At 45.2% G+C, this 12,066-nt stretch carries 27 protein-coding genes and 1 tRNA gene; all 28 read left to right on the top strand.

Annotation, left to right across the window (positions count from 1 at the left end; translation table 11 throughout):
* Positions 1–420: a hypothetical protein gene (locus WC407_RS13975; RefSeq protein WP_373023296.1), complete on the top strand. Its 420-nt coding sequence runs from the start codon at positions 1–3 to the stop codon at positions 418–420.
* A 44-nt stretch (positions 421–464) separates the two neighbouring features.
* Positions 465–1,148 carry a tRNA(His) guanylyltransferase Thg1 family protein gene (locus WC407_RS13970; protein ID WP_373023295.1) on the top strand — a complete coding sequence of 228 codons (684 nt, stop codon included), beginning with the start codon at positions 465–467 and terminating at the stop codon, positions 1,146–1,148.
* On the top strand, positions 1,148–1,672 hold the full coding sequence (locus WC407_RS13965; RefSeq protein ID WP_373023294.1) for an ERCC4 domain-containing protein: 525 nt from the start codon (positions 1,148–1,150) through the stop codon (positions 1,670–1,672). The genes WC407_RS13970 and WC407_RS13965 overlap by 1 nt, the downstream gene beginning before the upstream one ends.
* Positions 1,673–1,738: 66 nt before the next feature.
* The gene (locus WC407_RS13960; RefSeq protein ID WP_373023293.1) at positions 1,739–1,903 is read left to right on the top strand and encodes a hypothetical protein; all 165 of its coding nucleotides are present in this window, start codon (positions 1,739–1,741) and stop codon (positions 1,901–1,903) included.
* 2 nt (positions 1,904–1,905) lie between these two features.
* Positions 1,906–2,409: a hypothetical protein gene (locus WC407_RS13955; protein WP_373023292.1), complete on the top strand. Its 504-nt coding sequence runs from the start codon at positions 1,906–1,908 to the stop codon at positions 2,407–2,409.
* 120 nt (positions 2,410–2,529) lie between these two features.
* Positions 2,530–3,351: a hypothetical protein gene (locus WC407_RS13950; protein WP_373023291.1), complete on the top strand. Its 822-nt coding sequence runs from the start codon at positions 2,530–2,532 to the stop codon at positions 3,349–3,351.
* Between the two features lies 1 nt (position 3,352).
* On the top strand, positions 3,353–4,117 hold the full coding sequence (locus tag WC407_RS13945; RefSeq protein WP_373023290.1) for an AAA family ATPase: 765 nt from the start codon (positions 3,353–3,355) through the stop codon (positions 4,115–4,117).
* Positions 4,114–4,641, top strand: a complete 528-nt coding sequence (locus tag WC407_RS13940; RefSeq protein ID WP_373023289.1) for a hypothetical protein — start codon at positions 4,114–4,116, stop codon at positions 4,639–4,641. The genes WC407_RS13945 and WC407_RS13940 overlap by 4 nt, the downstream gene beginning before the upstream one ends.
* On the top strand, positions 4,638–4,820 hold the full coding sequence (locus tag WC407_RS13935; protein WP_373023288.1) for a hypothetical protein: 183 nt from the start codon (positions 4,638–4,640) through the stop codon (positions 4,818–4,820). The genes WC407_RS13940 and WC407_RS13935 overlap by 4 nt, the downstream gene beginning before the upstream one ends.
* A gap of 19 nt (positions 4,821–4,839) precedes the next feature.
* Positions 4,840–5,097 carry a hypothetical protein gene (locus WC407_RS13930; protein ID WP_373023287.1) on the top strand — a complete coding sequence of 86 codons (258 nt, stop codon included), beginning with the start codon at positions 4,840–4,842 and terminating at the stop codon, positions 5,095–5,097.
* A gap of 117 nt (positions 5,098–5,214) precedes the next feature.
* A tRNA-OTHER gene (locus WC407_RS13925) sits at positions 5,215–5,312 on the top strand.
* 307 nt (positions 5,313–5,619) lie between these two features.
* On the top strand, positions 5,620–5,973 hold the full coding sequence (locus WC407_RS13920) for a hypothetical protein (RefSeq protein ID WP_373023286.1): 354 nt from the start codon (positions 5,620–5,622) through the stop codon (positions 5,971–5,973).
* Between the two features lie 4 nt (positions 5,974–5,977).
* A complete protein-coding gene (locus WC407_RS13915; protein ID WP_373023285.1) occupies positions 5,978–6,400 on the top strand; it encodes a hypothetical protein in 423 nt (140 codons plus the stop codon).
* A gap of 37 nt (positions 6,401–6,437) precedes the next feature.
* Positions 6,438–6,632 carry a hypothetical protein gene (locus tag WC407_RS13910; RefSeq protein ID WP_373023284.1) on the top strand — a complete coding sequence of 65 codons (195 nt, stop codon included), beginning with the start codon at positions 6,438–6,440 and terminating at the stop codon, positions 6,630–6,632.
* Between the two features lie 161 nt (positions 6,633–6,793).
* The gene (locus WC407_RS13905) at positions 6,794–7,213 is read left to right on the top strand and encodes a peptidoglycan recognition family protein (protein WP_373023283.1); all 420 of its coding nucleotides are present in this window, start codon (positions 6,794–6,796) and stop codon (positions 7,211–7,213) included.
* Positions 7,213–7,416, top strand: coding sequence for a hypothetical protein (locus WC407_RS13900; protein WP_373023282.1), 204 nt, complete (start codon positions 7,213–7,215; stop codon positions 7,414–7,416). The genes WC407_RS13905 and WC407_RS13900 overlap by 1 nt, the downstream gene beginning before the upstream one ends.
* Positions 7,417–7,688: 272 nt before the next feature.
* Entirely contained in the window at positions 7,689–8,234 is a 546-nt protein-coding gene (locus tag WC407_RS13895; RefSeq protein ID WP_373023281.1) for a hypothetical protein, read from the top strand.
* Positions 8,234–8,503 (top strand): hypothetical protein, encoded by a 270-nt coding sequence (locus tag WC407_RS13890; RefSeq protein WP_373023280.1) that lies wholly within the window; start codon positions 8,234–8,236, stop codon positions 8,501–8,503. Before WC407_RS13895 ends, WC407_RS13890 begins: the two co-directional genes overlap by 1 nt.
* A gap of 1 nt (position 8,504) precedes the next feature.
* Positions 8,505–8,771 carry a hypothetical protein gene (locus WC407_RS13885; protein WP_373023279.1) on the top strand — a complete coding sequence of 89 codons (267 nt, stop codon included), beginning with the start codon at positions 8,505–8,507 and terminating at the stop codon, positions 8,769–8,771.
* Between the two features lies 1 nt (position 8,772).
* Complete coding sequence (locus WC407_RS13880; RefSeq protein WP_373023278.1) at positions 8,773–9,120, top strand: hypothetical protein; 348 nt, start codon at positions 8,773–8,775, stop codon at positions 9,118–9,120.
* On the top strand, positions 9,117–9,386 hold the full coding sequence (locus tag WC407_RS13875; protein WP_373023277.1) for a hypothetical protein: 270 nt from the start codon (positions 9,117–9,119) through the stop codon (positions 9,384–9,386). The genes WC407_RS13880 and WC407_RS13875 overlap by 4 nt, the downstream gene beginning before the upstream one ends.
* The gene (locus WC407_RS13870) at positions 9,383–9,541 is read left to right on the top strand and encodes a hypothetical protein (RefSeq protein ID WP_373023276.1); all 159 of its coding nucleotides are present in this window, start codon (positions 9,383–9,385) and stop codon (positions 9,539–9,541) included. The genes WC407_RS13875 and WC407_RS13870 overlap by 4 nt, the downstream gene beginning before the upstream one ends.
* Positions 9,542–9,555: 14 nt before the next feature.
* Positions 9,556–9,744, top strand: a complete 189-nt coding sequence (locus WC407_RS13865; protein ID WP_373023275.1) for a hypothetical protein — start codon at positions 9,556–9,558, stop codon at positions 9,742–9,744.
* Positions 9,745–10,225: 481 nt separating this feature from the next.
* Positions 10,226–10,534, top strand: a complete 309-nt coding sequence (locus WC407_RS13860) for a hypothetical protein (protein WP_373023274.1) — start codon at positions 10,226–10,228, stop codon at positions 10,532–10,534.
* A complete protein-coding gene (locus tag WC407_RS13855) occupies positions 10,527–10,934 on the top strand; it encodes a hypothetical protein (protein ID WP_373023273.1) in 408 nt (135 codons plus the stop codon). The genes WC407_RS13860 and WC407_RS13855 overlap by 8 nt, the downstream gene beginning before the upstream one ends.
* Entirely contained in the window at positions 10,927–11,595 is a 669-nt protein-coding gene (locus tag WC407_RS13850; RefSeq protein WP_373023272.1) for a hypothetical protein, read from the top strand. Before WC407_RS13855 ends, WC407_RS13850 begins: the two co-directional genes overlap by 8 nt.
* Positions 11,579–11,872 carry a hypothetical protein gene (locus WC407_RS13845; RefSeq protein WP_373023271.1) on the top strand — a complete coding sequence of 98 codons (294 nt, stop codon included), beginning with the start codon at positions 11,579–11,581 and terminating at the stop codon, positions 11,870–11,872. The genes WC407_RS13850 and WC407_RS13845 overlap by 17 nt, the downstream gene beginning before the upstream one ends.
* Positions 11,869–12,048: a hypothetical protein gene (locus tag WC407_RS13840; protein ID WP_373023270.1), complete on the top strand. Its 180-nt coding sequence runs from the start codon at positions 11,869–11,871 to the stop codon at positions 12,046–12,048. Before WC407_RS13845 ends, WC407_RS13840 begins: the two co-directional genes overlap by 4 nt.
* The last annotated feature ends 18 nt before the right edge of the window (positions 12,049–12,066 follow it).

The following is a 12,066-nucleotide window of genomic DNA, read 5'->3' as shown; positions in this document are numbered from 1 at the left end:
ATGAAAACGCTTGAACAGGTATTAAATCAGTTTGAATCAGAATGTATTGATAACAGGGACGCAAACAGATTGGCCCGGTTTGTACCAGAAGAACACTTAGACAAAATCGGAATCGAGCTTAAAGACGAATTCAAGGGCAAGCATGTCGCCGAAGAATTCACAAGGGAAAATATTCTCGAACAACTCAAAAGTGATGTCGCGTTCGGGTTTGAAAAAGCCCTTGGCCAACGCGGCATATCCGCATCCTTGATGTTTGAAGTAGTAAAGATGTGGAATTGGATTCTTGAAGAAGGGCTTGAAGATTTTGATGAATATCCAATGTACGGCTTACCCCTGTTCAAAGCAACCGCGCTGAAATACGGCTTTGATAATCCTATCGGCAACGATAACGGAGACGAAAGCAAATATGAAAGCGAGTAATCCCGTAATTATCGTGGACACGCGATAGAAAAAAGGAGATTAATATGGATAGCATTGGCGACAGGATGAAAAACAATTACGAAAATCGTTCGCGGTTCTATCTGAATCGGCGAACGCCCGTGATAATGCGGCTTGACGGAAAAGCGTTTCATACAATGACGCGGAAATACAAAAAGCCATTTGACGTGGATTTTATAAACGCAATGTCAAGCACAGCCGCACAAGTTCTAAAAGAAATTCAAGGGGCAAAATGCGCGTACATCCAAAGCGATGAAATATCAATCCTGATAACGGACTTTGATCGGTTGAATACTGACGCGTGGTTTGATTACAACATCCAGAAAATGACAAGTGTGTCCGCCGGTATTGCTTCCGTTGCATTTTCACATCAACTACACGTCAGAGCATTTTTTGACAGCCGCGTGTTCAACATCCCAAAAGAGGAAGTCACAAATTATTTTGTATGGCGGCAAAAGGATTGGTTTAGGAATTCAATACAGATGTTGGCACAGGCGCACTTTTCACATAAGCAACTTCACGGGAAAAACACTTCGGACATGCACGAAATGCTTCACACCAAAGATATAAACTGGGCCGATTTAGACGACGTTCTAAAGAATGGCCGCTTTATCTGTTACGATAGAGAATGGACTGTTATTTGTCCGTGTCCAATATTCACAAAAGACAGACAGGTGATTGAAAACTTGTTGATTCCGGTTGAGGAATAATGCAGAAACCCCCGATCATTATAGTGGTTGACACGCGAGAGCAGCTTCCGAGCGCGCGGGTATCGGAATCGGCCTACGAATTCAAGGGCTATCAAACCATTCGCCAGAAACTCGACGCGGGCGACTACAGCGTGCAGGGATATGAGGTTGACGGTATCAGCATAGAGCGAAAGACGCTTGACGATTATGTTGGTTCAATCATCCTGAATCGAGAGCGGTTCCTGCGAGAGATGGAGCTTGCGCGCCGGTATGAATTTTTTGCAGTGGTGGTAGAATGTTCAATGCTCGACATCGTAAAAAATGTTTATAGAAGCCTTGCACACCCTAACGCAGTGGTTGGGGCCACCGCCGCATTGATGCTTGATTATCACATACCCGTGATATTCTGTTGCAATCGGAAAGTTGGTGAAATGTTCACGCTGAGATTGCTGACGAAATTCTACGAGCGCAAGGTCAAGGCCGCTGCCGCGTGGCCGGTAGTGGACATGGGCGTGATGGACGAAATTACAAGGCGCACAAAATAATTTGCCACGACTGTTGACAAGTGTAAGCAAACGATATATACTGTCTGATAACGGAGGCTTAACAAAATGGGATGTGAAGGCGATCACCAAGTAAGAGTAGACGATCTGACGTATGATTTAATAGAGAAGTACCGCACTGATAAAGAGTGGACGGTCAAACAGACAATCCGGCATCTTGTCAGGACGCACCCAAACATCAAAAAATATATTACAGACGACGCGGAGGTGTGACGATGAAAATTGAATTACAAACAGACAATACATTGCCGTTTGGAGTGATCGAATTGCGCGATAAAGACGGGATTACACTCGCGGCAATATATAACGCATCTACTCTGGTTGTTAAACGAATCGACGAGCCGCGCGCGGAGCCGAAAACAGGATTCATTAAAGAAAGTAAAAACGCATTCTGCAAAGGTTATTACAGCGAAAAAGTTGCGAAGCTTGAGGCCGAGCGCGACACCTACAAAGAACTGTTCGAGGACGAAAATAAAAAATGCAAGACGCTGAAAGAGGCCGGGGACCGGTTCATGCAAGAGCGCGACGAAAATAAAAATATGTTTTATGCACAATGCGCGTCCTACAAAGAACTCATGGAAACATGTATGGAGCGAGAAAAAGAGCGCGACGCGTACAAGGCGTGGATTGACGCTGCGAAAATAAAGCTCAATGACCCGCCGTATGATGTCCCAATTTGGTCAAAACAAATCATAGACATCCTCACCGGGAAGGAATAACATGTCTGACATTACAAAATCAGGACTTTTAACACTGGCATTATCGGCAATCTCCTTCGTCTTCTTCATGGGCTTTCGGTTTCTGCTCATGAAATACTGCCGATTCCTGGACGGTGGTGAATGAACAACATAATCACCAACAGCGCGGCGGCGAAGTTCAACGAATGCCACCAACTTTACAACCTATCAATGGAAATGAACATTCACCCCGTTAAGCGCGAAGAAAACGATGGAATGTCAGTCGGTAGCGCGCTTCATGCGGCACTGGCATTCAACACGCCGATAAAGGTCCACGACGACAAGACAGCCAAGCTCGCGGGTGTCCTGCAAGCTTACGAGGCGCACTACGGGGCCGATGGCGGCTACCCATTAGCGCTGATTGAGCAGGGATTTAAAATTCTTATGCACAAAAATGAAGGATGGGCTCTGTGCGGCGTGGCAGACAAGGTTTGCGCCGACCGCGTTGTGGACCACAAATTTTACGCGCAACAGAATCAGTATCTTCATGACCGGTTCGCCGTCAACAGTCAGCGCGTATATTTGAGCGCGTTCGATAAAGACGTTTTCGAGTATGACATTGTGATCAAGCCGTCGATCAGGCTGAAAAAGAACCAAAGCCTTGCAGAGTATCAAATCGAATGTTGCGAGAAAATGCTTGGCGACCGGAGCAAGCACTTCACGCGCGTGGAACTCTATTTTGACGCGCAGCAGATTGATGAAATGTTCCAGTGGTATTCGCTGATTATTGACGCGATTGAGCGCAACAGGGAAACAAAGATATGGCGCAAGAATTATTCGGCGTGCGTGGGCCAGTATTCGCGGTGCGCGTATTATGCGTACTGCCACCATTATAACGGCAAGCATGACCTCGCGTTGCAAAATGGCTACGTAATTGACGAGGCGCGCACGCACGAGGAACTCAAAAGGGCAAAGGTGATATAAAATGATCGAGAGTAAATTCAAAATGACAAGGCCTGTGTATTCTTTCCCTAAAGAAAAAATTCTTCTTTATGGAACTCAAAAAATTGGTAAAACACAAATTACTCAATTTCTATCTCCGAAAATGGGGTTCATTGCGGCAGAAAGAGGAGATGGGAAAATTTCAGCATTATCAAATAGAATATCTGGATGGGATGATTTTACATCCTGCATGTCAACAATAAAAAACGAACCAATAGACATGATTGCAATCGACACAATAACGGCATTATGGTATATGTTCGTCGATTGGTTTTTAAAGGCGAATGGAATTCAACACGAACAAGACATCGCTTGGGGCGTTGGAAGGGATAGGCTTATTAGGGAATTTGTATTGCCAATAAATGAACTACAAAGATGCGGCAAGGGAGTTATTCTTATAGCGCATGAAAAACAATGCGAGGAAAACGGGAAGATTATTATAAGGCCCTCTTTACCAACAGACAAAAACAATCAAATTCGTGACGCCATTCTTGCAATGGTAGATTCAGTTTGGTACCTTCGCTATCGGGCAAAAATTGAAAAGGGTGAAACGACAAAAGTAAGAGAACTTAGGACAAAAGGCGATCCACAATATGTCGCTGGTGGACGATACAACATGGACGACCCGATTGAGCTTGTAACTGACGATCCAAGAGCGAGCGCGGAATTAATTCTTGCGGCATATAAACGCGTTGCAGACGCAGCCACAGGTGCCGAAAAACCAATCCAAAAGGAGCTTATGAAATGAACCGTGAAGAACTGGAACAAAAATACAAAGAATTACCACCTGATGATCAATTTAACAAGCCAAAGAATGCTTTCCCCGACGGAAAACACATCGTACAGGTGACGGGAGTACGCGAGGGCGGAGACGAAGCCGAAGGGACGATCACATACTCTCTCGGGCTGAATGTGTACCAGGGGCCATTCATCGGGAGCCGTGGTGAGGAATTCTACTACATCAAAGAAGGCGGAAACAACGATTTCACGTTTCAAAAATTGCGTTGGTTTCTAACGGCGGCAGGCTTGGAAAACGAAGGCCCATTTTGCCTAAGCGATCCAGACACCGTTGAGGCCATAACCGGATTGCTGTTCGAAGCCACGCTGACCACGAACAAAAAACAGAAACGGGACAAAAACGGGAACCTGTACAAATCGTGGGGCTACTGGAAAAAATGCGATGCTCAACCCGCGTACATGGACGACACCGACGGAATCACCAACGCGGACGTTGACAACGCGGAGAACAATCTGGGGGAGCCGCCGTTTTGAACATACCATACTTTTTCAACCATCATTTTGCTTATTATCAGGGGGCGGACGGGTATATTGATGTCAAGGAATACCCACAAATTCTTGGATACCTACTGCCGCCGGTATTTTTGACAAAATCTGGATTCGGTAAACCGACATTGGTTTGTGAGTTGACCATCAAAGTTGCAGCAAAATAACAAAGGGGGTATAAAGGCAATGAACGCATCGGAATTCATGAAGCGCAATCTGCAAGGCATTTCAATCTCGCGGCTGACATCGTTGGCCCATGACCAGATTGAAGCTGCGAAAGCCATCGGAGCACAGGACATTAAGGAAGTGGCCGAAATGTCGCTTAAAACGAGGCTCACGGGCCTTGGAGCGACAGCCACGGACGCAATCATCGAGTACGCCGTGGAATGTGCCATGTCCGGGAAAGAACTTCCGTTGGACGGCGTGCCGGCAGGCGAAGCGTAATTAGCGCGGTCTACGGACTCACGCGCTCTTTTTATTTTCCGCGTTACAAGTAGTTCCGGTGTCCGGCTCGCAACCGGCCCACGGGGTTGGCGGTAACACCAAGGGTAGGAACCGCCACGGGTGATAGCTCAGTGTAGAGCGCGGCCCGTGTGAACCCTGTTGAAAGACAGGTTTTTCAGGGGCCGAGGTCACGGGTTCAACTCCTGTTCACCCGATAGACAACGAAACGAGGGAACGACGATGACATACAAGGCAAAGGTATATCTTGCAATAATATTATGCTTCATCCCTGTTCCTGTCGCGCTGGTAGTTCTAACAAGTGGAATAATACAAATAGTCGGTATCTTGATTGTATTCAATATGGGATATTTACTTTCATCAATATTGAATTCGGAGAGCAAATAAAATGCCTTGCACCCACTACTTTATCGGACAGAATGAATTCCAGAACCGCTACTACCAACAGCGGCTGAAATCACGCGGCATGACAATGCTGAAAAATAAACGGTATGAAAAATACGCATGTTCGAAATGCGGCTGCGTGGAGTGGTTCCCGGTCGGCCAGTGCCTGAGGGACACGGGGCGTACAGACAACAGATCGGCGGTGAGTGTGTTATGAGCGACGAAAACAGATACATGATGGCAAACGGCAATATATGGTGGTACTCCGAATGCACACCCACCGAATTCCTTGATGAAATAATTTCAAAAGTTGATTCTCAAATACAAAAAATCAAATCGCTTGAAGAAATCATAATGCAACAGGTTGCCTATATGAAATCAAAAGGAATATCTGTTGATGATATGCTTGATGGGATTGCAGAAATAGAAAACACCTCGCGGGCGAGCGGTGCCGCGAATTCCCGAAAGGACTGATGAAATGATAAGAACATTCAAGGCCATTAGATATATGCCGTTGCCCGTCACGATCAAAGACGGCCATGAAATATATCCCAAAAAATCTTTTGGTTCACGCGGAGCGGCAGAAAAATGGATATGCAAGATATTGGCAATGGATGAAGTTTGTTCTGATTTAACGCTCGACGAATCATTCCATAAAGAAAAATCTCCAGACCGAGCAATACGAATGATGTATGCCGCAAACAGGATAGCAGAAAAAAATGGATTCCATCGTCCGTATAACCCTAAAGTAAGGTGTAATCGTTGCGGAAACGAATACTTTATATTGGAATGCGATAGCACCGAGGAAATAGACGATGAGTCCGGGTACTCACGATGGTATGACGTGAAGCCGGAATACAGAAAATCAAAAAACTGTGAATGTGATGAGATTGAATATTAGCGGGAGATCTGTGCCGCGAGTGGCCGGGAGGCGCGAAGTGAACTGTCTTGAAATCGTAAAGAAATACCTGAAAGATAACGGATACGACGGGCTTGTAAATCATGATTGCGGCTGCGGACTCGATGATTTTGAACCGTGCGATGGGCTCGACTCAAAAGAATGCTTACCGGCATATAAACATCCCAATGGTGGATACACCACAACAAAGGCCGGTGTCCAAAATGACGTTTAAAAAATGGATACTGTGCGCGGTGACCGGGTTTGTAGGCTGGATGCACATCGTTTCCGTGTTCCCTACGCCGACAAGCAAACTGATTTTATCTTTAAACGCATACGCTACCGGTTTAATCGTGATGCTCGTGTGCGTACTTATCGTCAGGGACGGTGAATGAAATGGCAAAACGCGAAACGATAGTTCTCCACCACAGCGCAAGCCCGCGCGTGTCCACCACGCCGGAGATGATAGCCGAGTGGCACAGGGCGCGCGGATTCAACTCGATTGGCTACCATTGGATCATTGACCGTCTCGGGAAGCGCGTGGCCGGGCGACCGGCAAGCAAGGTTGGGGCGCACTGCAAGGGATTCAACAGCCAATCATACGGAGTGTGCGTGGTCGGCAACTTTGAAAACGAGGAGCCGACACAAAAACAGATTGATGAGCTTGTCTCGCTTCTGCGCGACATCCGGCAGTATTACGGAGTTATTCATCTCATCGGCCACAAAGACGCGCCACACGCGGCGACAGCGTGCCCAGGGCGCAACCTGTACGCGCTTCTGCCCGAGATTCGCAAAATGACGGGGCTGGTGAAGTGATGCACACAATCCTATTCATCGCCGGATTCGTTATCGCGCTCAACACGTCGCAACCGGAGTACGTTAAGCGCATTCAGCAGCCACGAGCCTGTGACACGCACACGTCTGACGGTAAATGCGTCCGGTTCGGAAATTCTACGGACTACAGCTACATGATTCCGTGTTGCTCGAAAAGCATCTATATCCCGGGACTGATCAAATGACAATCTGTTCCGACTGCTACAACGAATGGGATGCCGCGCTCATGACGTTTATGCCGGACGGCGAAATCATCTGCCCGGACTGCGTGCGGATCTGCGGCGGGTGTGGCAGGAAGTTCCATATCGATGAACTGTGCGACGACGGGAACTGTGTCGAGTGCGGAATCATCAACTTGATCTGTGATCATTGTAAAAAACCGGCTGGCAGTTGCCGGACGTGTAAGATAACCAACGCCGCGAGCGCGGCAATCGAAAACGACGAGGGAGATTGAACCATGATTAAATTTGAAGGGGCAAACATTCTAATCAATATCAACGATTTATATTCAGCAATGAGCGAACAAGATCAAAAAGATTTTGTAAAATCAGTTGCCCTGAATGATGATATTATAAACTGGGTATTGGATTATATCTGCGGCGATGATAATGACGGGTATTGGACATCAGACGACTCAAACATAAGGCAAAGATTTTTAAATAGAGTTGAAAAAACACAACTGACAAAATCAATTATTTCATGGGACACTATTAGAAAAATAGATCAACACCTAAAAGATATAAAATGCAAACAGCATATATATTGGAGCCTGTATCATGATATTCCACAAATAATATCTCAATGGCTATATGAAAAACATGGCATTGCCATTGAAAAGGGATACATAGATGCTGCCGTATCATACGCATTGAAATGTTTGGGACAAGAAAGCAACTTCACAACAGAACAGGCAGATAAGGAAATACAAGAGTTGAAAGATTTTATAACGGATAAGATGTTGGAAATGTCAAGGGCAATCGAAAACGACGAGGCGGTGTCCTGATGGCGGCGAAAACGAAGCGGCTGAAAAATGTTATCATGGAATATGACGAATTGGGAGTTGTGTTGTCTTTCCCTATTTTGAAAATAAACATACGGATAACAACCAGAGAAGCCGCCGCGCTGCGCGACTGGCTGAATGCCGAATTGCCAGCGAAACGATGTCACATGTACGATTCTCAAATTATATGCAAATCTAACCTGACGCATATCTGTACACAGCCTTATTGGGAGAATTGTCAACACGGGCGAAAATGGAAAGGGGAGAAGTGATATGGTATGTCCAGAATGTCATAAACCGGGAATGTCTGATAGGGAAATCAATGGTATGCACCCGGCATGTTTTGTAAAAAAGATGATACATGAAGAGGCCCAAACGGCCACGCTGCGCGACCAGTTCGCAATGGCGGCGCTCAGGGGGATTATCTCAAATAAATATTGGGACTATGACATTGAAAGAGCGGTGAAATTAGCATACGAAATTGCCGACGCGATGCTTGCCGCGCGGAAGCAAAACGGAAACGAAAAGGAGAATGACTGACATGGATATTTTTGAACAGATTGAAAAAGACGAATTGCTCAGGCCAAAATTAAATATATCATCGCGTACACTCTTGCGACTCCCGAAGTGCGCCAGAGATGAAATGTTAAGGCTACAAACAGAAGTACTACATCAAAGAAAAATTGCGGAAACATTATCAAATATACTCGACGCTAAAAATCATGATTGGTTTTGTATAAATGGCCCGATGGAAGATGCACCCGAAAACGATAAAACAATTCTATATGCCTTGCAAAAGAATGATGCCATAGCGGTGTGCTCATTGTTTAAGGGCGATCAGTTGTTCATTGGGCGCAAAGCGCGGAAGCAGGGAGGCGGCGATGGATGACTGACATCGGAAATTGGGGAGGATGGGAACCTATATCACCGGAGGAAATTATGAAACCAACGCGAATACCGGTAACGGTAAACATCGAGTACGACGGCGACGCTTGCGGCGATAACTGTCATTTTTTAATAGGGCAAATATATTCAGGGATATTCAAAAAAGTTGTTTATTCCTGCATGAGGCCCATAGATAAAGTAATTGATCTGAAATTTCACAAAGACGTTATCTACCGTTGCGCCGCGTGCCGAGAGGAGTTCCAGAAATGATTATCGGATACATAATGCTTGCCATTTTTGCGATTGCATTAATTGCCGTATTATTTTGTGCGTTTGGTTGGCGCGAAGCGGTATTTGTTTTAGGTGGAACATTGATTTGTGTTACATGGCTTGCGATTGCTGCTTATTTAATCGAGAAAAAATGAGAGGAGTTCCCGAAATGAATCTCAAAAAAGGCGACGTGTGTTTGATTTATTCCCCGTATGCCGATGAATATTACATTGGCGTTTTCATCGGCTATCAAAAAATAATCGGTATGACGGGGCTTTCAGCCACGTTTGATTTTGGGATGCCTAATGTCCGGTGGCACGTCCCGCCGCACCTTAGAGTCAAGATCGGAGAGCTGTGATTAACTTGCAAAAGCTCACAGACATGATCGGAATCGCGGCGATTATCATCGGCTCCATCCTGCTAATCAGGTGGCTGCCGGTAGAAATTTGGCGGGGGTGAATGGAATGCCACTACTTAAAGACATGAAAATCAAGGCTCAAAAAATAACCACTGGTCTTGGACACAATATAGGAGAATTTAAGCAAACAAGAAAAATGAAGTATGAGGCTAAGTGCGAATATTGTAATGAGATAATATATATATTTCATTGGTCGGATGTTATATCTGGGCCTGCATCAAAAAACCAATGTGCAAAAAAGGGGTGAATGGTATGAAGTGCGGCGAGTGTAAGGCACTTATCACACCACAATATGACTGTATGACTTGTGATATTACAAGTTATGCGGTTGAGTCTGTTGATTCGGAATGCGAGATAGAATATTGGATTTCAAGGCGCGACGCGGCGAACGGCGTGGACTCGGAGAAAAAGGAGAACGGAAATGGCTAAATGTTGTGAGCAGTTTATGTCTGGATGGCACATTAAGCAATGCGATAGAAACGCTACAACCGAATATGAGGGCAATCCATATTGCAAACAGCATAACCCTGAATTAAGAAGGATGCGCGATGAAGAATCAACTCGCAAATGGAATGAAAAACGCGAGCATGAAAAGAAGCGCAAGCTGATCGAGGCGTACTGGCTCGTAATAGACGATCTGAATGATTGCGGCCTATTAAAATCATCGGAAGATACATTGCTGAATCGGGTGGACCAACTTAAAAAACAACTGGAGTCCGAGAATGGATAACAAGGGCAAGCACGGCGAGCCATGGACAACGAATAAAATGAGCAACGTGAATGTTGCAATAATAGAAAAGGCAGACGATACAGATGTCGGATATGATTTTACACACACAGATGCAGACAGGATTATCGCCTGTGTCAACGCCTGCGACGGCATGGAGAATCCCGAGCAGGAGATTCCGGCCATGAGAAGCGAGATCGCGCGGCTGAAAGAATGCTTGCTTAATATGCTAAATTTGTATTATAAAAAACATCCACGCGGATCAGATATAAAGAAAACCACCGACAAGGAATTGGAAAACCGAATGAACATTATTGGGAAAAATATATTTGAGATTGGCCCCGTTTTAGATGCTCGTAAAATATTGGGGATACAAATTATTAAGGAGGCTTCCGATGGCTGACATGAAAAGCGCGTACTGTAATTATTGTATGCGCATCCATAACCCCGACGTAAATTGCAAAGGAGAAAATAATCCGATGCCTGACATGACGTTTGAAGATGTTGAAAAGCTATTAAAAACATGGATACCGGACATGATGGCTGATGAAATAATGCAGTCAATCCGCGACCGCGTGGCCGAGCTTGAAAAAGAAAATGAAGCCCTTAACCACTGGCGCGAAACCGGGACATACAAGGGCGTGTATGAGGTTGACGCTGTTGTAGCCAAACAATGTTTTGATTTGCAAACAGAAAATGTTAATCTGAAAAACCGCGTGGCCGAGCTTGAGCGTGAACTTTCCACCGCTATTTATCCGAGTTATTCAAATGGAGAATTATGCGCTGATCCATTAATTGATCAGGTAAAAGAAGCTCATGATGATGCGGTATCAGATTATCATAATTGCTTAGAAGATAATGGCAGGTTAATAATACAAGTTGTAAGGTTGAAATCCGAAAACGCCGCCATGCGCGCGCTGCTGAAAGAACATGAGTGGGCTGCTGATGTTATTTATGTTGGATACTGCCCAAAATGTAAAAGACATCAAAGCCAAGGCCACGCTCCCGGATGCGAGTGGGGCAAGTTCGCGGAGGGAGAAAAACACAATGAAATTATTCCATAAATTAAAACGATGGTTCTTACGACATTTTGGCAAGCGTCCAAGAATCGGCGACATTAAAACCGTCGGTGGAAATACTTATGTTTATGGATATTGTGAAGAAACAATACCTGTTGGATGGATGGTTTCAATAGATTCAAATTACGTGTTTCATCCTGTTGACAATAGAAATAATATTCCAATCGGTATGGTTTTATCAGATGTTAAAGCTGGTAGTCATGTGGCCGTTAAAGTATCATGCTGTGTGACTCACAAGTTCGCGGAGGGAGAAAAGGCATGAAGCAATACCCTAAATTTGTGCAGTTATACGTCAACAAAGCATTGGATGAGAACTATCAGACCGGCGATAAGATTCCGGTCGAGGATATTCTGGTGGCGATTAAAAGCACGCTTGGAAACTGTACGGAGCGCGGAGTTATCGAGGAGCTTTTAAAGAAGAATAAGTTTGATAGATAAAAAAACGCCGCCCGAGTG

The organism is Sulfuricurvum sp. (assembly GCF_041651515.1).
Lineage (GTDB): Bacteria > Campylobacterota > Campylobacteria > Campylobacterales > Sulfurimonadaceae > Sulfuricurvum.
Note: the sequence above shows the minus strand (reverse complement) of the source record. Positions and strands in the feature narration are given on the sequence as shown.

Coding starts and splice junctions, on each gene's coding strand:
- WC407_RS13975 (WP_373023296.1), top strand. CDS start 1: ATGAAAACGCTTGAACAGGTATTAAATCAGTTTGAATCAGAATGTATT.
- WC407_RS13970 (WP_373023295.1), top strand. CDS start 465: ATGGATAGCATTGGCGACAGGATGAAAAACAATTACGAAAATCGTTCG.
- WC407_RS13965 (WP_373023294.1), top strand. CDS start 1,148: ATGCAGAAACCCCCGATCATTATAGTGGTTGACACGCGAGAGCAGCTT.
- WC407_RS13960 (WP_373023293.1), top strand. CDS start 1,739: ATGGGATGTGAAGGCGATCACCAAGTAAGAGTAGACGATCTGACGTAT.
- WC407_RS13955 (WP_373023292.1), top strand. CDS start 1,906: ATGAAAATTGAATTACAAACAGACAATACATTGCCGTTTGGAGTGATC.
- WC407_RS13950 (WP_373023291.1), top strand. CDS start 2,530: ATGAACAACATAATCACCAACAGCGCGGCGGCGAAGTTCAACGAATGC.
- WC407_RS13945 (WP_373023290.1), top strand. CDS start 3,353: ATGATCGAGAGTAAATTCAAAATGACAAGGCCTGTGTATTCTTTCCCT.
- WC407_RS13940 (WP_373023289.1), top strand. CDS start 4,114: ATGAACCGTGAAGAACTGGAACAAAAATACAAAGAATTACCACCTGAT.
- WC407_RS13930 (WP_373023287.1), top strand. CDS start 4,840: ATGAACGCATCGGAATTCATGAAGCGCAATCTGCAAGGCATTTCAATC.
- WC407_RS13920 (WP_373023286.1), top strand. CDS start 5,620: ATGTTCGAAATGCGGCTGCGTGGAGTGGTTCCCGGTCGGCCAGTGCCT.
- WC407_RS13915 (WP_373023285.1), top strand. CDS start 5,978: ATGATAAGAACATTCAAGGCCATTAGATATATGCCGTTGCCCGTCACG.
- WC407_RS13905 (WP_373023283.1), top strand. CDS start 6,794: ATGGCAAAACGCGAAACGATAGTTCTCCACCACAGCGCAAGCCCGCGC.
- WC407_RS13900 (WP_373023282.1), top strand. CDS start 7,213: ATGCACACAATCCTATTCATCGCCGGATTCGTTATCGCGCTCAACACG.
- WC407_RS13895 (WP_373023281.1), top strand. CDS start 7,689: ATGATTAAATTTGAAGGGGCAAACATTCTAATCAATATCAACGATTTA.
- WC407_RS13890 (WP_373023280.1), top strand. CDS start 8,234: ATGGCGGCGAAAACGAAGCGGCTGAAAAATGTTATCATGGAATATGAC.
- WC407_RS13885 (WP_373023279.1), top strand. CDS start 8,505: ATGGTATGTCCAGAATGTCATAAACCGGGAATGTCTGATAGGGAAATC.
- WC407_RS13880 (WP_373023278.1), top strand. CDS start 8,773: ATGGATATTTTTGAACAGATTGAAAAAGACGAATTGCTCAGGCCAAAA.
- WC407_RS13875 (WP_373023277.1), top strand. CDS start 9,117: ATGACTGACATCGGAAATTGGGGAGGATGGGAACCTATATCACCGGAG.
- WC407_RS13870 (WP_373023276.1), top strand. CDS start 9,383: ATGATTATCGGATACATAATGCTTGCCATTTTTGCGATTGCATTAATT.
- WC407_RS13865 (WP_373023275.1), top strand. CDS start 9,556: ATGAATCTCAAAAAAGGCGACGTGTGTTTGATTTATTCCCCGTATGCC.
- WC407_RS13860 (WP_373023274.1), top strand. CDS start 10,226: ATGGCTAAATGTTGTGAGCAGTTTATGTCTGGATGGCACATTAAGCAA.
- WC407_RS13855 (WP_373023273.1), top strand. CDS start 10,527: ATGGATAACAAGGGCAAGCACGGCGAGCCATGGACAACGAATAAAATG.
- WC407_RS13850 (WP_373023272.1), top strand. CDS start 10,927: ATGGCTGACATGAAAAGCGCGTACTGTAATTATTGTATGCGCATCCAT.
- WC407_RS13845 (WP_373023271.1), top strand. CDS start 11,579: ATGAAATTATTCCATAAATTAAAACGATGGTTCTTACGACATTTTGGC.
- WC407_RS13840 (WP_373023270.1), top strand. CDS start 11,869: ATGAAGCAATACCCTAAATTTGTGCAGTTATACGTCAACAAAGCATTG.